At 73.9% G+C, this 21,477-nt stretch carries 20 protein-coding genes and 1 riboswitch; of the genes, 12 read left to right on the top strand and 8 right to left on the bottom strand.

Annotated elements, in window-relative coordinates; genetic code table 11:
• Positions 1 to 129: 129 nt before the first annotated feature.
• Positions 130 to 1,599 carry an alpha,alpha-trehalose-phosphate synthase (UDP-forming) gene (locus tag ACZ4UX_RS30410; protein ID WP_352297314.1) on the bottom strand — a complete coding sequence of 490 codons (1,470 nt, stop codon included), beginning with the start codon at positions 1,597 to 1,599 and terminating at the stop codon, positions 130 to 132.
• Between the two features lie 47 nt (positions 1,600 to 1,646).
• Positions 1,647 to 2,714: a glucosyl-3-phosphoglycerate synthase gene (locus ACZ4UX_RS30405; protein ID WP_465708988.1), complete on the bottom strand. Its 1,068-nt coding sequence runs from the start codon at positions 2,712 to 2,714 to the stop codon at positions 1,647 to 1,649.
• 149 nt (positions 2,715 to 2,863) lie between these two features.
• Positions 2,864 to 2,996, top strand: a riboswitch (SAM riboswitch).
• A gap of 17 nt (positions 2,997 to 3,013) precedes the next feature.
• Here ACZ4UX_RS30405 and thrC point away from each other — a divergent pair.
• The 5 genes from thrC to ACZ4UX_RS30380 all read left to right on the top strand — a co-directional run bounded on the left by thrC (position 3,014) and on the right by ACZ4UX_RS30380 (position 7,952).
• On the top strand, positions 3,014 to 4,300 hold the full coding sequence (gene thrC, locus ACZ4UX_RS30400; protein ID WP_329489147.1) for a threonine synthase: 1,287 nt from the start codon (positions 3,014 to 3,016) through the stop codon (positions 4,298 to 4,300).
• A 62-nt stretch (positions 4,301 to 4,362) separates the two neighbouring features.
• Positions 4,363 to 4,641, top strand: a complete 279-nt coding sequence (locus ACZ4UX_RS30395) for a ubiquitin-like small modifier protein 1 (RefSeq protein WP_329489148.1) — start codon at positions 4,363 to 4,365, stop codon at positions 4,639 to 4,641.
• A 603-nt stretch (positions 4,642 to 5,244) separates the two neighbouring features.
• Positions 5,245 to 5,448 carry a cold-shock protein gene (locus ACZ4UX_RS30390; protein WP_030289665.1) on the top strand — a complete coding sequence of 68 codons (204 nt, stop codon included), beginning with the start codon at positions 5,245 to 5,247 and terminating at the stop codon, positions 5,446 to 5,448.
• Between the two features lie 415 nt (positions 5,449 to 5,863).
• Positions 5,864 to 7,486, top strand: a complete 1,623-nt coding sequence (gene groL, locus ACZ4UX_RS30385) for a chaperonin GroEL (protein WP_465708987.1) — start codon at positions 5,864 to 5,866, stop codon at positions 7,484 to 7,486.
• A 100-nt stretch (positions 7,487 to 7,586) separates the two neighbouring features.
• Positions 7,587 to 7,952, top strand: coding sequence for a hypothetical protein (locus ACZ4UX_RS30380; protein ID WP_329489150.1), 366 nt, complete (start codon positions 7,587 to 7,589; stop codon positions 7,950 to 7,952).
• Between the two features lie 96 nt (positions 7,953 to 8,048).
• Here ACZ4UX_RS30380 and ACZ4UX_RS30375 read toward each other — a convergent pair whose 3' ends face one another.
• Positions 8,049 to 8,702 (bottom strand): HD domain-containing protein, encoded by a 654-nt coding sequence (locus tag ACZ4UX_RS30375; protein ID WP_465708986.1) that lies wholly within the window; start codon positions 8,700 to 8,702, stop codon positions 8,049 to 8,051.
• Positions 8,703 to 8,792: 90 nt separating this feature from the next.
• On the opposite strand from ACZ4UX_RS30375, the gene ACZ4UX_RS30370 reads away from it, so the two are divergent.
• The 3 genes from ACZ4UX_RS30370 to ACZ4UX_RS30360 are packed head-to-tail and all read left to right on the top strand — an operon-like array spanning position 8,793 to position 10,820.
• Entirely contained in the window at positions 8,793 to 9,140 is a 348-nt protein-coding gene (locus ACZ4UX_RS30370) for a PadR family transcriptional regulator (RefSeq protein ID WP_352297299.1), read from the top strand.
• Positions 9,137 to 10,078 (top strand): hypothetical protein, encoded by a 942-nt coding sequence (locus ACZ4UX_RS30365; RefSeq protein ID WP_465708985.1) that lies wholly within the window; start codon positions 9,137 to 9,139, stop codon positions 10,076 to 10,078. The genes ACZ4UX_RS30370 and ACZ4UX_RS30365 overlap by 4 nt, the downstream gene beginning before the upstream one ends.
• A 55-nt stretch (positions 10,079 to 10,133) precedes the next feature.
• Complete coding sequence (locus ACZ4UX_RS30360; RefSeq protein WP_465708984.1) at positions 10,134 to 10,820, top strand: copper homeostasis protein CutC; 687 nt, start codon at positions 10,134 to 10,136, stop codon at positions 10,818 to 10,820.
• A 104-nt stretch (positions 10,821 to 10,924) separates the two neighbouring features.
• Here ACZ4UX_RS30360 and ACZ4UX_RS30355 read toward each other — a convergent pair whose 3' ends face one another.
• A complete protein-coding gene (locus ACZ4UX_RS30355; protein ID WP_465708983.1) occupies positions 10,925 to 12,976 on the bottom strand; it encodes a HelD family protein in 2,052 nt (683 codons plus the stop codon).
• A 298-nt stretch (positions 12,977 to 13,274) separates the two neighbouring features.
• Between ACZ4UX_RS30355 and ACZ4UX_RS30350 the strand changes: the two genes are divergently transcribed.
• Positions 13,275 to 13,469, top strand: coding sequence for a hypothetical protein (locus tag ACZ4UX_RS30350; RefSeq protein WP_465708982.1), 195 nt, complete (start codon positions 13,275 to 13,277; stop codon positions 13,467 to 13,469).
• Positions 13,470 to 13,482: 13 nt separating this feature from the next.
• Here ACZ4UX_RS30350 and ACZ4UX_RS30345 read toward each other — a convergent pair whose 3' ends face one another.
• Both ACZ4UX_RS30345 and ACZ4UX_RS30340 read right to left on the bottom strand, forming a co-directional pair.
• On the bottom strand, positions 13,483 to 15,120 hold the full coding sequence (locus ACZ4UX_RS30345; protein ID WP_329489157.1) for a DNA repair helicase XPB: 1,638 nt from the start codon (positions 15,118 to 15,120) through the stop codon (positions 13,483 to 13,485).
• An 82-nt stretch (positions 15,121 to 15,202) separates the two neighbouring features.
• Positions 15,203 to 15,613, bottom strand: coding sequence for a hypothetical protein (locus ACZ4UX_RS30340; RefSeq protein WP_465708981.1), 411 nt, complete (start codon positions 15,611 to 15,613; stop codon positions 15,203 to 15,205).
• A 103-nt stretch (positions 15,614 to 15,716) separates the two neighbouring features.
• On the opposite strand from ACZ4UX_RS30340, the gene ACZ4UX_RS30335 reads away from it, so the two are divergent.
• Entirely contained in the window at positions 15,717 to 15,977 is a 261-nt protein-coding gene (locus ACZ4UX_RS30335; RefSeq protein WP_329489159.1) for a hypothetical protein, read from the top strand.
• Between the two features lie 34 nt (positions 15,978 to 16,011).
• Here the strand turns inward: ACZ4UX_RS30335 and ACZ4UX_RS30330 are convergent, their stop codons facing one another.
• Positions 16,012 to 18,567: a helicase-associated domain-containing protein gene (locus ACZ4UX_RS30330; RefSeq protein ID WP_465708980.1), complete on the bottom strand. Its 2,556-nt coding sequence runs from the start codon at positions 18,565 to 18,567 to the stop codon at positions 16,012 to 16,014.
• Positions 18,568 to 18,802: 235 nt separating this feature from the next.
• Here ACZ4UX_RS30330 and ACZ4UX_RS30325 point away from each other — a divergent pair, with 235 nt between their 5' ends.
• Positions 18,803 to 19,759, top strand: a complete 957-nt coding sequence (locus ACZ4UX_RS30325; protein ID WP_465708979.1) for a hypothetical protein — start codon at positions 18,803 to 18,805, stop codon at positions 19,757 to 19,759.
• 62 nt (positions 19,760 to 19,821) lie between these two features.
• On the opposite strand, the gene ACZ4UX_RS30320 is transcribed toward ACZ4UX_RS30325, so the two are convergent.
• Positions 19,822 to 20,163: an ArsR/SmtB family transcription factor gene (locus ACZ4UX_RS30320; protein ID WP_329489162.1), complete on the bottom strand. Its 342-nt coding sequence runs from the start codon at positions 20,161 to 20,163 to the stop codon at positions 19,822 to 19,824.
• Positions 20,164 to 20,311: 148 nt separating this feature from the next.
• Between ACZ4UX_RS30320 and ACZ4UX_RS30315 the strand changes: the two genes are divergently transcribed.
• A complete protein-coding gene (locus tag ACZ4UX_RS30315) occupies positions 20,312 to 21,310 on the top strand; it encodes a zinc-dependent alcohol dehydrogenase family protein (protein WP_465708978.1) in 999 nt (332 codons plus the stop codon).
• Positions 21,311 to 21,477: the final 167 nt, after the last annotated feature.

Below are 21,477 nucleotides of genomic sequence, written 5' to 3'. Positions count from 1 at the left end.
CCTACTCGTGCGCGTATTCGGCCACTGGTCCGACGAGCTTCTTCTTGGCCCGGTCCCCGGTTCTCCGGTGTTTTTCGTCCTGGGGGGGGGGGGGGGGGAAGCCCCCCCCCCCCCCCCCCACGGCGGCGGTCAGTCCAGCGCCGTCAGCTGGTCGAGGAACCACTGCTGCGGCGGCAGCGCCGTCGAGGCGGCCGCGAGGCGCTTGGTCCGGTCGGCCCGCTCGTCCTCGGGCATGGTGAGCGCCGTGTGCAGGGCCTCCGCGGTGGCGATGACGTCGTACGGGTTGACGCACAGGGCGTCGTCGGCCAGCTCCGCGTGGGCGCCGGCCTCGCGGGAGAGCACCAGGGCGCAGCCCCGGTCGGAGACCACCGGTACCTCCTTGGCGACCAGGTTCATGCCGTCGCGGATCGGGTTCACCAGGGCGACGTCGGCCAGCCGGTAGGCCGCGAGGGAGCGCGGGAAGTCGTCGTTGACGTGCAGGATCAGCGGCTGCCAGTCGGCGGTGCCGAACTCCGCGTTGATCTCGGCGGCGAGCCGCTCGACCTCGGCGGTGTAGGCGCGGTACTCGGCGAGGTCGGTGCGCGAGGGGTAGGCGAAGGCGATGTGCACCACGCTGTCCAGCCACTCGGGGCGGGTGCGGAGCAGGTGCCGGTAGGCCTGGAAGCCGCGGACGATGTTCTTGCTCAGCTCGGTGCGGTCGACCCGGACGACGGTGCGCCGCCCGCCGACCGCCTCGCGCAGGGTGGCGAGCCGCTCGTCGACGTCCGGGCGGTGGGACCGCTCGCGCAGGAAGTCGGCGTCGGCCCCGAGGGCGTGCACGCCGAGCCGGGTGGTGCGGCCCGCGTGAGTGACGGTGAGGGCCTCGCGGTCGACGTCCGCGCCGAGGACGTCCGCGCAGCAGTCGGCGAAGGCGAGGGCCCAGCGGCGGGTCAGGAAGGCGGCCCGGTCGGCGCCGAGGATGCCGGTCAGGACGCTCTCGGCGACGTCGTCCGGCAGCAGCCGGAAGTACTCGGGCGGGGCCCACGGGGTGTGCGAGAAGTGGCCGATGCGCAGGTCGGGGCGGGCGGTCCGGAGCAGGGCCGGGGCCAGCGAGAGGTGGTAGTCCTGGATCAGTACCGCGGCCCCGGGCGCGGCCTCGGCGGCGAGGGCCTCGGCGAAGGCGGCGTTGTAGGCGCGGTAGGACTGCCATTCGGAGCGGAACTCCGCGCCGAAGGAGGGGGCCGTCGGGGTGGCGTAGAGCAGGTGGTGGACGAACCAGAGGGTGGAGTTGGCGACGCCGTTGTAGGCGGCCGCGAAGGTCTCCGGGTCTATGTCCAGCATCCGGACGGCCTGTCCGCCGACGTCGTGGCCGGCCCGGTCGAGGCGGCCGTCGGGGGCCTCCCGGGCGGCCCGGCGGTCGGCGTCGCCGAGCGCCGCGCAGACCCAGACGGCATGCGGGTCGTCGATCGCGGAGAGTCCGGACACCAGCCCGCCGCCGCCCCGGCGCAGGCTCAGGGTGCCGTCGGCCGCGGTACTGAATGACACCGGTCCCCGGTTGGAGGCCACCAGTACGGTGGCGGAACCGGTCGCACTCGAACGTTCGGTCGTGAGATCGCCCATGGTTGGTACGTTGCCGTGGGCCCGGGTCGGCAAACCCCCGTCCGGCGTCAGGCCTGGTGGCCGTGGTGGGCGGCGTACTCCGGGACGGTGTGCATCGGGGGCCGTTCCTCCGCGGTGATCGCATGGGTGTGCGGGGTGAAGATGGCGGCGCCGCCGGCCGGGGGCCCGGCCGTGGTGCGCGGGTCCCGGGTGAACTGGGTGAGCAGCGGATGGACCAGGTCGGCGGAGGCCTTCAGCCGGTGGGTCCGGTCCAGGCGTTCCAGGGCGGTGCGGTAGATGGTGGCGGCCATCCGCCCGAGTGCCTGGCTGTCCTGGTGGCGGTGGTGGCGTACGCCGACGTCCACCTGGGCGAGGGCGTCCAGGCCGGCGAGCTCCAGGGCGTCCACCAGGAGGCCGAGCTCGACGCCGTAGCCGGTGGGGAACGGCAGCCGTTCGAGCAGCGAGCGGCGGGCCGCGTACTCGCCGCCGAGCGGCTGGACGAAACCGGCGAGTTCCGGCCAGTGCAGGTTGAGCAGGGGGCGGGCGACCAGCTCGGTGACCCGTCCGCCGCCGGAGGGGACCACGGCGGCGTCGCCGGAGCCGGAGCCGTTCGTCACTTCGAGCGGCCGGTCGTACATGGCCTTGACCAGCTGGATGTCCGGCTCGGTGAGCAGCGGGCCGATGATGCCGGAGACGAAGGTGGGGTCGAAGGAGCGCAGGTCGGCGTCGACGAAGCAGACGATCTCGCCGCTGGTGACCAGCAGCGAGCGCCAGAGCACCTCACCCTTGCCGGGGGAGGCGGGCAGCCGGGGCAGGATGTCGTCGCGGTGGACGACCCGGGCGCCGGCCTCGGCGGCCGCGGCGGCGGTGCCGTCGACGGAGCCGGAGTCGACGACGACGAGTTCGTCGACGAGGGGCAGGCGTTCCATCAGCTCGCGGCGCACGGTGCGGACGATGTCGCCGACGGTGGCCTCCTCGTCCAGGGCGGGCAGCACCACGCTGACGGTGCCGGCCCGACCCGCCGCCTGCTTGGCCGCCAGCAGGGCGCCCACCGGGCGGTCGGTCGCGCTCCAGGAGCGGCGGCGCAGCCAGGACGCCGCCTTCGGGAGGAGCGCGGGTGTCGGTTCGGCGGGCACGGAACTCTCCTCGACGGATCGGGGTGGGACGGGGCATCTCGCGTGGCGGACGGTCCCGTTCAGGGTTGACGCCTTCGGATACAGTCTTCGTACAGCGATCGGACCTTCGCACGCCGGGGTCGTCGCTGAGCAGGACCACAACTTCACAGAGCTCATCCAGAGGGACTGAGGGAACGGCCCGTTGACGTCCCGGCAACCTTCTCGCACGGCAGGCCTCCGGCCCCGGCGGGACAGGTGCCAATTCCGGCCTGTGGCGCGCCCGCGTCACGGGGAAGATGAGGAGAGAGGCCTCCGCCATCATGGCTATCGACACCGCCGCAGCCGCCCCCGCGACCGTTGATCTCGGTCCCGCCGTCGCACTGTCCTGTCGGGAGTGCGGTACCCGGTTCCCGCTCGGTCCCAGCTTCGCCTGCCTGGAGTGCTTCGGGCCGCTGGAGATCGCCTACGACTTCGGGAGCGAGGGCGCGGAGGAGCTCCGCAAGCGGATCGAGGCCGGTCCGGCGTCGATCTGGCGCTACGCCCCGCTGCTGCCCGTCCCGGCCGACGTGGCCGACAAGCCGAACCTCAACCCGGGGTGGACCCCGCTGGTGAAGGCGGACAACCTGGGCCGCGAGCTCGGGTTCACCGCCCAGCTGCACGTCAAGGACGACTCCGGCAACCCGACGCACTCCTTCAAGGACCGGGTGGTCGCCTGCGCGATCGAGGCGGCCCGCGCGTTCCACTTCACGACCCTCTCCTGCTCCTCGACCGGCAACCTGGCCGGCGCGGTGGGCGCGGCGGCGGCCCGGGCCGGGTTCAAGTCCTGCGTGTTCATCCCGCACGACCTGGAGCAGGGCAAGGTCGTCATGGCCGGTGTCTACGGCGGCGAGCTGGTCGGCATCGAGGGCAACTACGACGACGTGAACCGCTTCTGCTCGGAGCTGATCGGCGACCCGGCCGGTGAGGGCTGGGGCTTCGTCAACGTCAACCTGCGCCCGTACTACGGCGAGGGTTCCAAGACGCTGGCGTACGAGATCTGCGAGCAGCTCGGCTGGCGGCTGCCGGAGCAGATCGTCATCCCGATCGCCTCGGGCTCGCAGCTGACGAAGATCGACAAGGGCCTGCAGGAGCTGATCAAGCTGGGCCTGGTCGAGGACCGGCCCTACCGGATCTTCGGCGCCCAGGCGGCGGGCTGCTCGCCGGTGTCGGCGGCCTTCAAGGCCGGCCAGGACGTGATCCGGCCGGTCAAGCCGGACACCATCGCCAAGTCGCTGGCGATCGGCAACCCGGCCGACGGCCCCTACGTGCTGGACATCGCCCGGCGCACCGGCGGGGCGGTCGAGGACGTCACCGACGCCGAGGTGGTCGCCGCGATCAAGCTGCTGGCCCGGACCGAGGGCATCTTCGCCGAGACCGCGGGCGGGGTGACCGTCGGCGTGCTGAAGAAGCTGGTCGAGACCGGACAGCTGGATCCGGCCAAGGAGACCGTCGCGATCAACACCGGTGACGGCCTGAAGACGCTGGACGCCGTCTCCGACTCCGGGATGACCACCGTCATCCGCCCGACGCTGGCCTCGTTCCGCGACGCCGGCCTCGCGTCCGCCTGACCCGTCCGCAGCCCCCGCAGCCCGTACCGGCCGCCCGGCCGCACCGCCCGAGGAGATCCCCCATGAGCGCCACCGTCCGCATCCCGACCATCCTGCGCACCTACACCGGCGGCGCCGCCGAGGTGGCCGCCGAGGGCGCCACCCTGGGCGACGTCATCGCCGACCTGGAGCGGAACCACGCCGGGATCGCCGCCCGGATCCTGGACGACGCCGGCAAGCTGCGCCGGTTCGTCAACGTCTACGTCAACGACGACGACGTCCGGTTCGCCGAGGGCCTGGCCACCGAGATCAAGGACGGCGCGAGCGTTTCGATCATTCCGGCGGTGGCCGGCGGCTGCTGATCCGCCCCTTTCCGACCAGGCCTTTCCTCGGCCGACCCGTTTTCGACCGGGCCGTCCGTGCGTACGGAATTCCGATCTCCGTACGCGCGGGCGGCCCGCCGCATTCCGGCGGGAATATTTCGCGGTCCGGGGGAGTAGAGTGTGGCTCGTCCGGGAAGAGGGCCGCCCCACCCCCCTCGCGCCGGTACTCGAACTCCGTCCGCGCCCGTACCGCCGGTGTCTGTCCGGCCGCTGAGACCGGCGCCGGGGCCGTGACCGTGAAACATGTCAGGCCGATGTCAGAATTCTCGAAGGCATTTGAGTAATTCGTCCGCTATGTCCGGCGTGAAATGCCGATTTCCTCCCGCTTTGGTCTGGCCTGTCCCCTGGCGGACCTAGGGAATTCCCAGCGGTTGACCCTGTTGCAGAGGGCGTCGATCCGGATACATTCAGCCGCGGTCGACGCAATCACCCGCTCACCGGAGGCCTTCCGGTGGTCTCCGCGGACGATTGTGGCGTGCACGGCTGCGCCCAGGGGGGGTTCCCCGGGCCGGCCTCAAACCAGACCCGGGCCCGCGACCTGCGGGCGCGTGAAGGGCCAGCACAGCACTAGGGGAGTTCGGAATGGCTCAGGGCACCGTCAAGTGGTTCAACGCGGAGAAGGGCTACGGCTTCATCGCGGTCGACGGTGGTGCGGACGTCTTCGTCCACTACAGCGCGATCCAGATGGACGGCTACCGCACCCTTGAGGAGGGCCAGCGGGTCGAGTTCGAGATCTCTCAGGGGCAGAAGGGCCCGCAGGCGGACATGGTCCGCGCCGCGGTCTGACCTTTCCGACCCCAGGAGTTCGGCTCGGCCCATTCGGCTGGTGCACCTCTTGCTTCACGACGGGCCCGTACGACACATGTCGTACGGGCCCGTCGGCATGTCCGGCGGGGGCCCGCGCGGCGTCCGGCGCGGGGGTGCCGGACACCCCGGCGGCGCCCCGGCGGGAGCTCGTCGGGGGCTCGCCGACGGCGGCCGCAGGGGGCGGACGCGGCTCGCGGGTTGGGCGATTGGGCTTGCACTCGCCTACCCGGAGTGCTAATCATTGGCGTTAGCACTCACAGTGTGAGAGTGACAGCGGACTGGGTCGGTGAGGCCCCCGGGAGCGGTAGGGGAAAGGACCCCCGCACACCAGGGCCGTCCGTCGCGGGCACCCCTTGGTCCGAGCAGTCGACCGTGTCCCGGAGGACCACTTCTGATGGCCAAGATCATCGCCTTTGATGAGGAAGCTCGCCGCGGCCTTGAGCGTGGCATGAACCAGCTCGCCGACGCGGTGAAGGTCACGCTCGGCCCCAAGGGCCGCAACGTCGTGCTGGAGAAGAAGTGGGGCGCCCCCACGATCACCAACGACGGTGTCTCCATCGCCAAGGAGATCGAGCTCGAGGACCCCTACGAGAAGATCGGCGCGGAGCTCGTCAAGGAGGTCGCCAAGAAGACCGACGACGTCGCGGGTGACGGCACCACCACCGCCACCGTGCTGGCCCAGGCGCTCGTTCGCGAGGGTCTGCGCAACGTCGCCGCCGGCGCCAACCCGATGGCCCTGAAGCGCGGTATCGAGAAGGCCGTCCAGGCCGTCTCGGACCAGCTGCTGGCCCAGGCCAAGGACGTGGAGACCAAGGAGCAGATCGCCTCCACCGCCTCCATCTCGGCCGCCGACACCCAGATCGGCGAGCTCATCGCCGAGGCCATGGACAAGGTCGGCAAGGAAGGCGTCATCACCGTCGAGGAGAGCAACACCTTCGGTCTGGAGCTCGAGCTCACCGAGGGCATGCGCTTCGACAAGGGCTACATCTCCGCCTACTTCGCCACCGACCTGGAGCGGATGGAGGCGACGTTCGAGGACCCGTACATCCTCATCGCCAACTCCAAGATCGGCTCGGTCAAGGACCTGCTCCCGCTGCTGGAGAAGGTCATGCAGAGCGGCAAGCCGCTCGTCATCATCGCCGAGGACGTCGAGGGCGAGGCCCTGTCGACCCTGGTCGTGAACAAGATCCGCGGCACCTTCAAGTCCGTCGCCGTCAAGGCCCCGGGCTTCGGCGACCGCCGCAAGGCCATGCTCGGCGACATCGCCATCCTCACCGGTGGCACCGTGATCTCCGAGGAGGTCGGCCTCAAGCTGGAGAACGCCGGCGTCGACCTGCTGGGCACCGCCCGCAAGGTGGTCATCACCAAGGACGAGACCACCATCGTCGACGGTGGCGGCGACAGCGACCAGGTCGCCGGCCGCGTGAACCAGATCCGTGCCGAGATCGAGAACAGCGACTCGGACTACGACCGCGAGAAGCTCCAGGAGCGCCTCGCCAAGCTGGCCGGCGGCGTGGCCGTCATCAAGGCCGGCGCGGCCACCGAGGTGGAGCTCAAGGAGCGCAAGCACCGCATCGAGGACGCCGTCCGCAACGCGAAGGCCGCCGTCGAGGAGGGCATCGTCGCCGGTGGTGGCGTCGCGCTGCTGCAGGCCGGTGTCGTGTTCGACAAGCTGGAGCTGGAGGGCGACGAGGCCACCGGTGCCAACATCGTCCGCGTGGCGCTGGAGGCCCCGATCAAGCAGATCGCGACCAACGCCGGCCTCGAGGGCGGTGTCGTGGTGGAGAAGGTGCGCAACCTCCCCGCCGGTCACGGCCTGAACGCCGCCACCAACACCTACGTCGACCTCATCGCCGAGGGCATCATCGACCCGGCGAAGGTCACCCGTTCCGCGCTGCAGAACGCCGCCTCCATCGCGGCGCTCTTCCTCACCACCGAGGCCGTCATCGCCGACAAGCCGGAGAAGGCCGCCGCGGCCGCCGGCGGCGGCATGCCGGGCGGTGACATGGACTTCTGATCCCCTCCGGGATCGGTCGTTTCCCGATCGCACGGGCGGTTCCCCTCGGGGAGCCGCCCGTGCGGCGTTGTGTCCGGCGCCGTTTTGGGACAATGGACGGATGGCTGCCACCGCTGATGACATCGAGACCGCCCTGCACAACGCGCGGGCGCTGATCCTGGCCGACCTGACCGCGCGGGACGTGGCGGACGCCGCCGTGGTGTCGCTGGTCGAGGACGCCGTGACGCACCGCCGGTGGTGGCTGGAGCAGTGGCCGGACGGCGCCGAGTACGTGCTCGGGCTGGTCGCCCAGGACGTCCAGGACGCGCTGCTGGAGGCCTACGGCCGCTGGCCGCTCTGCACCTCGTGCGCGGCCGACGGGGACCCGCACGCGCTGGGCGTCGAGCCCGAGCTGGGGCCGGAGCCGCACTGGGTCTGCGGCAAGGCGGGGGCGGTGGTGGCGCCCGTCGGCCGGCTCGACGGCTGATCCTGCCCCGGCCCGGCTCCGGCGCTCCGTGCGCCGGGCCGGGCCTTCGCGCGTCCTGGGCGGGTCGGCCGGTCAGTGAGTCATCGAGTCGGCGCGTCAGCCTTCGAGCCGGTCGAGTTCGGCCGCCAGGTTGGCCCGGGCGGCGGCGTCGAAGCGCTCGCGGGCGAGGGGTGTGCGGTAGAGCGCGGGCAGGGCCAGGAGCCGGCGCAGGATGTCGGCCCGCCCGGCGCGGAAGTCCGGCTCCGGGACGAAGGCGTACTCCTCGCGCACCGCGGCCGCGTAGGCGGCGTACGCCCGCGGGTCGCCGCCGAGGACGGCGAGGTCCGCGTCGCAGAGCACCTCGCCGTCCCGGTCGCCGGGCTCGGGGCGGTGCGAGACGGTGAGCCGGACCAGACGGGCCACCTCGGCGGTCCGCGGCTCGGACAGGCCCGCCTCGGTGAGCGCCCGGACGGCGAGGGCGGCGCTGCGCTCCTCGTTCTCGGAGCGGTCCGGGCGGTAGATGGCGTCGTGGAACCAGGCGGCCAGCCGGACGGTGTCCGGGTCCCCGGCGTGCGCGGCGAGCACGTCCACGTGGCCGAGCACCGCCCGCAGGTGGGCGGTGGTGTGGTAGCGGCGCTGCGGTTCGGCCCAGCGGCCCAGCAGGTCGCGGCCGTACGGCGCGGGGTCGGCGCCGGCGCCGCAGCGGCGCAGCAGGGCGGTCCAGTCGGCGAGCAGGTCGGCCGGGACGGGGGCGGCGGGCTGGTTCGGCATGGGCTCATTCTGGCGGGTGCCGGTCGCGGCACGGGCGGAGTCCGGCGGGTCCACTGGACGCATATGTAGTTTGACGATATATGTAGTCCTATGACAGAACGAGCCATGCAGGAGCCGACGCTGCTTCTGCTCACCGCGCTGGCCGACGCGCCCAGACACGGCTACGCGCTCATCCAGGAGGTCGCCGCGATCTCCGACGGCCGGGTGAAGATGCGCACCGGCACCCTCTACGGCGCGCTCGACCGGCTGCTCCAGCAGGGCCTGATCGAGGTCGCCGCCGAGGAGGTCGTGGACGGCCGGGCCCGGCGCAGCTACGCGCTGACGCCGGCCGGCCGCGGCGCGCTGGCGGCCGAGGCGGGGCGGCTGCGGGCCGTCGCCTCCGAGGCCGAGCGCCGGCTCTCCGCCGTGCTCTCGATGGTCAGGGGGGTCTTCGCGTGAGCATGCAGACCATCGACCGGCCGGTCGCCCTGCGGGCGGCGCTCCAGCTCTACCCGGCCCGATACCGCCGCGAGCGCGGCGAGGAGCTGGCCGCGGTCTTCGCCGACACCACGGCGGAGGCGGACCGGCCCACCCTGCTGCGGGAGGCGCTGGACCTCGCCGCCTACGGCCTGCGGATGCGCGCCCGGCTGACCTCGGCGTCGGCGGCCGGGCGGCTGCTGGCGCTGGCGGTTCCGCTGGTGGCCGGTACCGCCGCGGGGGCCGCCCTCTACCCGTGGGTCAGCGACCCCGACCTGATCGCCTGGCGGATCCAGGGGGCGCACTCCTCGGTCCTGCTGGCGCTGACCGTGTTCGCGCTGCCGGTGGCCTCGCTGCTGCTGGCGGTGGCCGCGGTGCTGGGGCACTGGACGGCGGCCCGGGTCCTGTCGGTCGCGGTGATCGGTGCCGGTCTGCTGAACCTGGCCGACTCCGTCCTGAGCGTGGAGTTCGTCGACTGGTGGTGGTTCTCCTACAGCTCCACCTCCGCGCTGCCGTTCGTGCTGTCCGGCCTGCTGGTGCTCGCCGCGCCGGGGGACCTGCTGGGCCGGCCGACCTGGCGGACCGCGGCCCTGGTGCCGCTGGGCGCGGTCGGGGGTCTGCTGGTGGTCACCGCCCAGGGCGGCTGGGACACCCGGTACCTGATGAACGACCCGTGGGCGGCCCTGCTGCTGGTGGTTCCACTGCTGCTGGTGTGCGCCGCGGCGCGCGGTTGGCTGGTGCCCGCGGCGATCGGGCTGGCGGTGCTGCCGCTGACCCTCTCGTTCAGCCTGTTCAGCCTCTGGGAGTCGGCCGGTGGGATCTGGAACCTGTTGGGGGTCGGCGCGGTCGGCGCGGCGTTCGTGGCGGTGGCCGGGATCGGCTGGCGGGGCATCGAGGGTCTGCGCCGCTCGGCTCTGTGACCGAACGGCCGTACGGGCCTCGCCGGGCGCCTCGCGATGTGGCAGGCTGTCTGATATGTCTAGACCAATTTTCGAAGTCATCGCGCTGACGCCCCAGGATGCCCAGGCCGCCGAGTCGGGCGGCGCCGACCGGCTCGAACTGGTCACGGACATGGCCGCCGACGGGCTCACCCCGTCGGTCGAGGACTTCGCCAAGATCCGGGCCGCCGTGGAGCTGCCGCTGCGCGTCATGCTGCGCGTCCGGGACGGCTTCGCGCCGGGCGACCTGGACGAGCTGGTGGCCCGGGCCGCCGCGCTGCGGGCCGAGGGCGCCGACGAGTTCGTCTTCGGCTTCCTGACGGCCGACGGCGCCGTCGACCTCGCCGCCACCGAGGCCGTCGCCGACGCGGTGGCGGGCTGCCGCTGGACGTTCCACCGGGCGATCGACCACAGCGCCGACCGGACCGCCCTCCGGGCGGCCGTCGGCGCGCTGCCCGGGCTGGACACCTACCTCACCTCGGGCGCGGTGGCCGGGGTGGATGCGGGCCGGGATGTGCTGCTGGCCGAGCTGGCCAGGGCCGGCGAGCCGGGGTACGGGCAGCGGATCCTGATCGGCGGCGGCCTGCGGGCCGAACACCTGCCCGGTTTGCGGGCGGCGGGCTTCGACGGTTTCCACGTCGGCGGAGCGGTGCGGGTCGCCGGGTGGCAGTCCCCCGTGGACGCCTCCAAGGTCGCCGAGTGGCGGTCCCTGATCGATGGCTGAGCGTGAGAGCGCCGACAGCTGAGCGATCGGCGGTCCGCGACTCGGCGGGAAAGGGGACCGGCGGTATCCGCCGGTCCCCTTCGCGCGTCCCGGGCCCGGCGCGGTCAGCCCAGCCGGTCGGGCAGCGGCTCGGCGTGCAGCACCGTCAGCCCGGAGACGGCACGGGTCAGCGCCACGTACAGGCGGCGCAGGCCGGTCCGCTCGTCCGGCTCGCCGGCGACCACCGCGGCCGGCTCGTCCAGCACCACGTAGTCGTACTCCAGACCCTTGGCCAGCGAGGCCGGGACGAGGGTCAGCCGGGCCTCGGCACTGGTCTCGGCGCCGGGGGAGAGGAACGGCAGGCCGGCCGCCGTCAGTGCCGCGGCGAGCAGCGGGACGCGCGCGTCGGCGGCGATCAGACCGGTCGAGCCCTCGTGCTCCAGGGCCCGGTGGCAGGCCTCGACGACCGCCTTCTCCAGCCCGTCGTCCGGGACGCGGGTGATCGTCAGCGAGCCGGGCGCCGCGCGCACGGACGTCGCGGGGGCGAGACCGGGGGCGATCGCGGGCAGCAGCCGGGAGGCGTAGGCGATGACCTCCTCGGGGACGCGGAAGCCCTTGGTCAGCTCCTCGATGTGGGCGGCCGGCTTGCCCAGGTGGTGCAGCGCGTCCGGCCAGCTCGCCGTCGCCCAGGGGGTGGTGCCCTGGGCGAGGTCGCCGAGGACGGTCGCCGAGCCGGTGGTGCAGCGGCGGCCGACGGCGCGGTACTGCATCGGGGAGAGGTCCTGGGCCTCGTCCAGCACCACGTGGCCGAGCGAGGGCGTGCGCTGGACCAGGTCGGTGGCCTCGTCCACCAGGACGGCGTCGGCCGGCGTCCAGCGGGCGGTCCGCACCGAGCGGCCGGGCTTGGACCAGAGCACCGTGCGCTGCTCCTCGGGGGTGAGGACGCCCTCCGCGCACCGCGCCAGGAACTCCGGGTCGGAGAGCAGCCGGTGCACCAGCCTGGCCGGATCGACCGGCGGCCAGCACTCCTTGACCGTCGCCTTCACCGCCGCGTTGCGGGCCACCGCGTCCTGCACCCGGTCGTCCGGCGCCTCGCCGCCCTGCTCCATCTTCAGCAGCACGGCGTGCGCGATCCGCTGGGGCAGGGCCTCCCGGGCCGCGCCGTAGCGGATGTCGCGGGCGGTCAGCTCCTCGACGATCTCGGTGAGCTCGTACACCGGCACGCGCCAGCGGCGGGAGCCGCGGACCACCACGCAGGGCTCGGTGGGCGCGGTGATGCCCGAACGCACGGCCCGGCGCAGCACCTCGGCCATCCGGGCGTCGCCCTTCAGCCGGGCCGCCTCGGCGGTGTCCTCGCCGCGCACCTCCACGTGCGCCACCAGCTGCTGCACGGTGGCCTGGGCCACCTCCAGCTCGCCGAGGGCGGGCAGCACCTGCTCGATGTAGGAGAGGAAGGCGTTGTTGGGGCCGATCACCAGGGTGCCCGTGCGGGCGAGCCGCTCACGGTGCGCGTACAGCAGGTACGCCACGCGGTGCAGGCCGACGGCGGTCTTCCCGGTGCCGGGGGCGCCCTGGACGCAGACCGTGCCGGTGATGTCGGCGCGGACGATCTCGTCCTGCTCGGGCTGGATGGTGGCGACGATGTCGCGCATCGGGCCGACGCGGGGCTTCTCGATCTCGGCGGCGAGCAGCGCGGAGGAGGTGTCCGTCTCGGCCGGGTCGGTGAGGTGCTCGTCCTCGTAGGCGGTCAGCTCGCCGCCGGTGTAGCCGAAGCGGCGGCGGCGCTCGACGTCCATCGGCGCGGTGCGGCTGGCCCGGTAGAACGGCTGGGAGACCGGCGCGCGCCAGTCGATCACCATCGGGTCGCCGTCGTGGTCGTGGACGTGGCGGCGGCCGATGTAGAAGTTCTCGCCGCCGGAGCCCTCGGAGAGGTCCTCGCTGATCGCGTGCAGGTAGTCGAGGCGGCCGAAGAACAGCGGGGTGTGCGAGAGGTCGGCCAGGGCGGCGATCCGGGCCTCGATCTGGTTCTGGAGCACGACGGCGGTGACCCAGGTGCCGGTCACGTCGCTGATGTCCAGGGACTCGACGTCCTCGCGCATCGCACGCAGCGCGGCCCGGGAGGCGGCCAGGTGGTCGCGTTCGCGCTGGAGGGGGTCGGTGGTGGGGGTGGCGGGCACAGCGAACCTTCCCGGCTGCCCCGGAGACGGGCGCAGCGGATCGTTGGAGCTCACGGTGGATACAGCCGACCGGTTGCCGTGCGGTCGGCGCCTCCCCCGGCTGCCTGCGCGACTCAGCAGGTACCACGGTTCGGGAGGGGGCAGACGAGTGATCCTAGACCCGGCGGCCTCGGGGTTCCACCCCGTTCCCCCTCCGGGGCCCTCAGGGCCTGCGTACACCTGGAGGACGACCTACGTCCTGCCCGGTACGGCCTTTGGGGTGATGTGCTTCGGGCGGGCGGAAACTACCGTGGAACACATGAGCACCGTACACATCACGGCGCCGCGAGTGCCGTCCCAGAAGTCCGCCCCCGCCTGCCCGGCCGGGGCCACCGCCGCGGTCGGCCCCGGACACCGCCGCTCCCCGCTGACCACGGCCGTCCGCAACGTCGGCATCGCGCTCGACACCGCCGCGCGCGTGGTCTTCCTCGGGCGCGACGGCGTCAAGTACTGAGCGCCGCCGGGAGTTACAGCACGTCGTCCGCGTCGATGATGCGGTAGGCGTAGCCCTGCTCCGCCAGGAAGCGCTGGCGGTGGGCGGCGAAGTCCTGGTCGACGGTGTCGCGGGCCACCACCGAGTAGAAGTGCGCCGAGTGCCCGTCCGCCTTGGGGCGCAGGACGCGGCCGAGCCGCTGGGCCTCCTCCTGGCGGGAGCCGAAGGTCCCGGAGACCTGGATGGCGACGGTCGCCTCGGGCAGGTCGATGGAGAAGTTGGCGACCTTGGAGACGACCAGGACGCTGATCTCCTTGGTGCGGAAGGCCTCGAAGAGCTTCTCCCGCTGGGCGTTGCTGGTCTCGCCCTTGATCACCGGGGCGTCCAGCACCTCGCCGAGCTCGTCGAGCTGGTCGATGTACTGGCCGATGATCAGGGTCTGGTCCTTCTCGTGCTTCTTCACCAGCGCCTCCACCACCCGGCGCTTGGTCGCCGTGGTGGCGCAGAACCGGTAGCGCTCCTCGGGCTCGGCGGTCGCGTAGGAGAGCCGCTCGGAGTCGGTGAGGGTGACCCGGACCTCGCAGCAGTCGGCGGGCGCGATGTAGCCCTGTGCCTCGATCTCCTTCCAGGGCGCGTCGAAGCGCTTGGGGCCGATGAGCGAGAAGACGTCGCCCTCGCGCCCGTCCTCGCGGACCAGGGTGGCGGTCAGGCCGAGCCGGCGGCGGGCCTGGAGGTCGGCGGTGAACTTGAAGACCGGCGCGGGCAGCAGGTGGACCTCGTCGTAGACGACCAGGCCCCAGTTGCGGGCGTCGAAGAGTTCGAGGTGGGCGTAGACGCCCTTCCGCTTGGTGGTCATCACCTGGTAGGTGGCGATGGTGACCGGGCGGATCTCCTTGCGCGTCCCGCTGTACTCGCCGATCTCGTCCTCGGTGAGCGAGGTGCGCTTGACCAGCTCGTGCTTCCACTGCCGCGCCGAGACGGTGTTGGTGACCAGGATCAGGGTGGTCGACTTGGCCTCGGCCATCGCCGCCGCGCCGACCAGCGTCTTGCCGGCGCCGCAGGGCAGCACGACCACGCCCGAGCCGCCGTGCCAGAACCCCTCGACGGCCTGGGCCTGGTAGGGGCGCAGCTGCCAGCCGTTCTGGTCCAGCTCGATCGGGTGCGCCTCGCCGTCCACGTACCCGGCGAAGTCCTCGGCGGGCCAGCCGAGTTTGAGCAGGACCTGCTTGATCTGGCCGCGCTCGGAGGGGTGCACGACGACGGTGTCCGGATCGATCCGGGCGCCGACCAGCGGGGCGATCTTCTTGGAGCGCAGCACCTCCTCCAGCACCGGCCGGTCGGTGGTGGAGAGCACCAGCCCGTGGACGGGGTGCTTGGTGAGCTTGAGCCGGCCGTAGCGGGCCATCGTGTCGGCCACGTCCACCAGCAGCGCGTGCGGCACCGGGTAGCGGGAGAAGTTGACCAGGGCGTCGACCACCTGCTCGGCGTCGTGCCCGGCGGCACGGGCGTTCCACAGCCCGAGCGGGGTCACCCGGTAGGTGTGCACGTGCTCGGGCGCGCGCTCCAGCTCGGCGAACGGCGCGATGGCGCGGCGGCAGTCGGAGGCCCTGGGGTGGTCGATCTCCAGAAGAAGAGTTTTGTCGCTCTGGACGATGAGCGGTCCGTCGTTCACGCGGGGAAGCCCTCCACTGGCTGACAGGTCTGCAGGGACGCAGACCCTCCAGTGTCGCGCATTCCGCCGCGAACCCGGAGGGCTACTTCCACTCGTGCACGGTGACCTTGCCGGTGCCGCTGCCGTCGGTGTCGTACTCGAAGAGTCCGACGGTGTCGTTGAGCTGGGCGAAGGACTCGGACTGGCTCTCGAAGAAGATCGCGCCGCGCCACGCCATGGCGCCGCCGGGGCCGGTGAAGCGGCCGATGCCGCTGCCGTGCCAGCTGTAGCCCTCGCCGCGCTCGCTCATGCCCACGCCCTGGCCCTCGCCGAACAGCGTGCCGTCCGAGCGAAGCTGCGACTCGTAGGTGGCGAACTCCCTGACCCCGACGCCGAGGACGTCGCCGGTCGCCTCGAACGAGACCTCGACCGCGGGATGGATGCCGTCCGTGGTGGCCAGCACCCGCCGGCCGGTGTCCCTGGTGGTCTGCGTGACTATCCGGTTGCCGAGCACGATGACTCCCTTCGCGAGCCCCCACCTTCCGGAGTACGCCGGGTGCGACCGGCTCGTCAACCGCGGGCAGTGACCGGTGGACCGGTCGGTCGTTGTGCGGGGCATGAACAAGTCGAAGCGCGCCCTCACCGCCCTCGCCCTCCTCGGTTCGGCCTTCGCCGCGACCGCCTCCTCCGCCGGCTCGGCGCACGCCCTCGCGGGCATCGGCGAGGGCCCGGGCGGGCTGATGGCCGCCCCCGCCTTCCTGCTCGCGGACACCGTCGGCGGCGGCAGCCTGCCGGTCGGCCAGGGGGACATCGCGGCCATGGCCGACAAGGCGATGCAGGAGAAGGCGAAGGAGCAGGCCGCCAAGCAGGGGCACTGACTGCCGGTAGCCGGGCGGTTGCCCCGGGAGGGCGCTACTCCTCCAGCTCGGCCACGCCGGTGATCCGGTGCAGGGCGAACGTGCGGAGTTCGTCCGCGTGGTGGTCGAAGGCGGTGACGAAGCCGCCTTCGACCTTGACCGGGTCGATGATGCGCTGGCTGGCGATCCCCTCGGCGTTCAGGTAGCCGATCCACATCCGCTCGCCGAGCAGGACGGCGGTCTGGAGCGAGGCGAGGGTCTCGGCCGCCGCCGTGCGGGGGAGCCGGCGCGGGTCGGGGGCCGGCTCCCGGCGGACGGCCGTGGCGGCGCGGTCGCCGGCCCGGATCGCCTTGATGGCGGCGGCGAGCAGGACGTCGTCGGGCGTCGGGGGACCGTCCGGTACCGGTACGGGGGCCGCGCGCGGCGGGGTGCGGTGGCTGTCCGGGCGGGTGATCAGGACGTCGCCCTCGGCGGACTCGGCCGCGGGCGCGTAACCCATGGTGCGCAGGGTGGCCAGCAGGACGTCCGGCGCGGCCTGGGAGGCCAGGACCGTCGGGGCGAGCAGGCGCAGCCGCAGGTCGACGGAGCGCCGGTCGGCCAGCACCTCGCCCAGCAGCGCCGGGTCGTCGCAGCGCAGGTACGAGGAGGCGGCGCCGACCCGCAGGATGCCGTGCCGCCGGGCCACGTCGTCGATCAGGTAGCTGAGCGGCTGCGGGACGGGCGTGCGGGAGTGCTGCTCCAGGAAGGCCTGGAGGTCGGCGGCGCTGCGGCCGGCGTCGAGGGCGCGGCGGACCGACTCGGGGGTGAACCGGTAGACGGTCGCGCCGCCCTTGGACTCGATGTCGGCGCAGAGCGCGAGCGCCTGGGCGAGCGGGGTGAGCAGCGGGCCGGGCGCGATCGCGGTGAGGTCCGGCTGGAGGATCACGTGGTCCAGCGGCCGCGGCAGCAGCGGGGCGAGCACCTCGGCCGGGTCGGCCTCGGCGGTGAGCAGCGCGCGGCCGGGGGAGGCCAGTGCGCCGCGGCCGGTGATGCCGAGCAGTTCGGCCTCGGCGAGGGTCCAGCCGACGAGGTCGTCCCGGAGGTCGCGCCCCGGACCGGCGGCCGGGTGCGCCCCGGCGCCGCCGTGCGGCCCGTCGGCGGCGGGCCGGGCGGTGACCGGTCCGCCGCGCAGCGGGCGCTGCCACCGCAGGGTGGGCAGCAGTTCGTCGGCGGTGGCGGGGGTGCCGGGCGGCAGCTCGGCGAGCAGGGCGAGGGCGGCCCGGCGCACGGACGGGGCCAGGGTGCGGTCGAGTTCGGGGCCGAGGGCGGCGCGCGGCTTGCCCTTGCCGTCCGGGGTGCCGGTGAGGGCCGGGACGCGGGTGGCGGTGAGCCAGCCGGCGGCCAGGACGGCCCAGCGGTCGGCGGTGTCCTGCTGGAGCCAGCCGTCGTACGCCGGGGTGGGGGACCAGCGCTCGTCGGCCTCGCCGTCCGGGGCCAGCAGGCCCGCCGTGTAGGCGAGTTCGAGCCAGAACGCGGTCTGCTGCTCGGTGGTCTCCAGGGTCTGGGCGGTGCGCTTGAGGTCGCGGACGCCGAGGCCGCCGGCGCGCAGGGTCGGCGGCGGGTTGAGGCCCCAGAGGTCGAGCAGCTCCTCGACGGTCCGGACGGCGGTGTACGCCTGCCCGGCGGCGGCGCCGTCCACAGCCTGGGGATCGCGCGCGGCGGCGGCCGGGGCCGGTTCGGGCTGGACCGGCTCGACCAGGCGGTGGGTGCGGCCGCCGCGCAGGTGCAGCGCGAGCTCACGGGGCAGCACCACGCTGCCGGGGCTGCTCGGCAGCAGCAGGCCGCGGGCCAGCAGCCACTCGACCGGGCTCTGCGCGTCCTCGGCGGTGACCGGGCGGGTGGCGTCCGGGACGGTGCCGGTGGGCGGGCCCCAGACCAGGCGGTCCAGCAGGCGCAGGGCCGGCTCGGGGGCGGTGGCGAGCAGCGCGTCGCACCGGGCGCGGTCGGTCAGCAGGGCGGTGAGCGCGGCGACGGCGGTCACCGGGTCGGGCGTCGGCGGCTGCCCGGCGGAGACCAGCAACTGCTGGATCCGGGCCGGGGACATCCCGGCGGTCGCGTCGGCGAGCGTCGGGCCGAGGCCGGTGCGGCCGGGGTTCGCGGCGGTCGGCGCGAGTGCCTCGCGGGCGGCGATGACCAGTCGCAGCCCGTTGTCGGGGCCCCAGAGCAGCGCCCGGTCGCGCAGGGTGGCGAGGGCGCGGGGGAGCGCGGCGGTGACGGCGGCCCGGTCGGCGGTGCTCAGCGGGGTGGCGCCCGGGTGCGGCTTGACCTTGGCGGGGCCGGTCAGCAGGGTCCGGACGGTCGCCGGGGGCGCGCCGTCGGGGGCGGCGGCCAGGGCCTCGGCGACCTGGAGGGTGAAGCGGTCCAGCCGCTCCAGGGCGCGCAGTGCGGAGGCCCGGGAGGAGAGCCGGGCGGCGAGCTGGGTGAGGTCGCCGGGGACGGGGTTGAGCAGGTCGGGGCGGGACCGGAGCAGGGCGGCGAGGTCGTCGTCCGCGCGGCTGCGGAGCTCCTCGGCGAGGGTGCGGGGGCCGGCGGGCGCTTTGCCGGTGCGTTGGGGGCCCTGCTGTGTGGTCATTCGACCTAGGTTAGTCGGGTCGGGTGGTGGTGGGGATCCGTCGTCGGAGGGTGATCCGGCCGTCGTCGCCCGGGAGCGCGAGGCGGTGGACCGGCCGGTGGGCGGACCGGGCTCGCGTGGGCGGGGGCCGGGTGGGTAGCGTCACGAGCAGCGGGGATCCGCGGGGCCCGGCGCGGTCCCGCGCGGTGCCGCGAGGTCTTCGGGGACGGGCTCGGGCGAGGCGGGGTGCTGGGTGATGGCGGACGGCGAGTGGTGGCGCAGGCGCGGGCCGTGGAGCGAGCCGTCCGGCGGCGGTGACGGCGCGCGCGGGGGGACGGGTGACGGCGCGGGCGGTGCCGGTGCGGCCGGTGGTTCCGGCGGCCCGGCGAACGAGGACAGCGTGTACGCCACCGGCGCGCCGGTGGTGCCCCCGCGCCCCTCCGCCCCGCCCGCGCCCCCGCGGTCGGGGCGGCCGGCCGGTCCGGACGACCAGGGCTCGCCGTGGGTGGCGGAGTCGTTCCGGGAGGCCCCGGCCGACCCGGACGCCCTGCCGTCCCCGCAGCTGTACGCGTCCTCCGACGCCGGGGGCTGGGATCTGGTGATGCTCAACTTCTCGGACGGTCCGGGGGCGGCGATCACGCCGATCCCGGAGCAGCGGGCGGAGGACGGGGAGGCGGCCGCGGTGGCCGGGCCGCCCGCCGATCCCGACCCTGCCGAGGGCAAGAACAAGGGCAAGGGCAAGGGCAAGGACAAGGGCGCGAGCAGGGCGGGAGCCGGGGGCGGGGCGCGGGGTCGGGGGAAGACGCCGCCGCCGCCCGAGCCCGCCGCCGCGCCCCCGAAGCCGTCGGCGATGGCCGGCCGCCGCCCGTCGCCGCTCCTGCTGCTCGCCTCGGTGACGCTGGTGGGCGGAGCCGTCAGCGGCCAGATCGTGGTGATGCTGGTGGGCTGGGCGCTCGGCTACATGTCCCGTCAACTGAGCGATCTCACGAGGAAGTTCGCCATCCTCGGGATCCCGCTGGCGACGATCAGCGGGACCAGTCTCTGGTACTGGGGCCGGGCCCAGGGGCGCTGGGGCGGGGGGCTCCAGCCCGGGCAGCCGGCCGGCGAGATCGCCTGGTCGGCGGCCCCGGGCGTGCTCCGCCTCGCGGCCGTGCTGTCGGCGCTGTTCCTGCTCGGCCTGGCGCTGAAGAAGCGGCCCCAGCCGGAGGGTTGAGCCGCCCCCGGCCGGGGGGCGCGCCGGACCGGCCCGGTCCGCTCCTGGCCGTCCCGGTGCGCTCAGCCGCGCTCGCGCTCCACCCGCAGGGCGCCGAGCAGCCCCGGGAAGGCCTCCTCGAACTCCTCGCGGCGCAGCGCGTTCAGCCGCGAGGTGCCGACGTAGTACTGGCGGATCAGCCCGGCCTCGCGCAGCACGTGGAAGTGGTGGGTGGCGGTGGACTTGCTGACCGGCAGGTCGATCGTCCCGCAGGCGAGGTCCTCGACGGCGGTGTCCAGCTCGGCGACGATCCGGCGCCGGACCGGGTCGACCAGGGCCTCCAGGACCTGCTGAAGACCGATCTCCCGGACGTCCGGGTGCGGTGGGATGCGGTGCTGCTGCCCGCCGCGCTGTGCTGCTGCCATGGTTCGGCCACCTCCGGCGCACATGGTACGGCAGCCGTCAAAGTACGACGGCGGTCGAAGTTTGACAGCTGACGCCCTTTCGGATCTAGTGGGACGCGGCGGCGCGTGGTCCGCACCGCCGTCACCGACCGGAAGGGGGCGATGCGCGATGGCCAGGACAGTGCGGTTCCACGAGCACGGCGGGCCGGAGGTACTGCGGCTGGAGGACGTCGAGGTCGGCTCGCCGGGCCCCGGCGAGCTGCTGATCCGGGTGGACGCGATCGGGATCAACCGGGCCGAGGCGCTGTTCCGCCGCGGCACCTACCTGGAGGCGCCCCGGAGCTTCCCCGCCGGGCTCGGCGCCGAGGCGGCGGGCGTGGTCGAGACCGTCGGGGCCGGGGTGGCCGGGTTCGAACCGGGGCAGCCGGTCAGCGTGGTGCCCGCGTTCTCGATGAACGACTACCCCGTCTACGCCGAGCGCGCGATCGTCCCCGCGGCGGCCGTGCTGCACCGGCCCGCCGGGCTCGGCGCGGTCGAGGGCGCGGCGGTCTGGATGCCCTATGTGACCGCCTACGGCGCGCTGGTGGAGGTCGGCGGCCTGCGGGCGGGGGACACCGTCGTGCTGACCGCCGCCTCCAGCAGTGTGGGCCTGGCCGCGATCCAGATCGCCCGCCGGGCGGGGGCGGTCCCGATCGCCACCACCCGGACCGGGGCCAAGCGGGAGTCCCTGCTCAAGGCCGGGGCGGCCGAGGTGATCGTCACCGAGGAGGAGGAGATCAGCGCGCGGGTGCTGGCCCTGACCTCGGGCCGGGGCGCCGAACTCGTCTTCGACGCCGTCGCCGGCCCCGGTGTGACGGACCTCGTCCGGGCGACCGCCGCCGGCGGCACGGTGCTGCTCTACGGCTGGCTGAGCGGCGAGCCGACGCCCTACCCGAACCTCGACCTCGGCATGCCCGCGGTGAACATCCGCAGCTACGTGATCCACGAGACGACCCGCGACCCGGAGCGGCTGCGCCGCGCGGAGGCCTTCGTCACCTCCGGCCTGCGCACCGGCTCCCTCGCCCCGGTGGTGGACCGGGTCTTCGGCCTGGACGAGGTCGCCGAGGCCCACCGCTACCTGGAGGCCGGCAACCAGCTCGGCAAGATCGTGGTCTCCGTCGACCACTGAGGCGCCGCGGTGCCGGCCGGCAGCGCGGATTCGCCGCCGGTGCGGGAGCGGGGGGGGGGGGGGGGGGGGGGGCCCCCCCCCCCCCCCCCCCCGGAGGCAGTTTGCCCCCGGGGAGGAAAAAGGCCCGGTTTTTCCTCCGTCGGGTGCCTATCCATATGACCAAAAAT

Source organism: Kitasatospora sp. NPDC028961, from assembly GCF_055564815.1.
The sequence above is the reverse complement of the archived record's forward strand: the minus strand, read 5'-3'. Positions and strand labels throughout refer to the sequence as shown.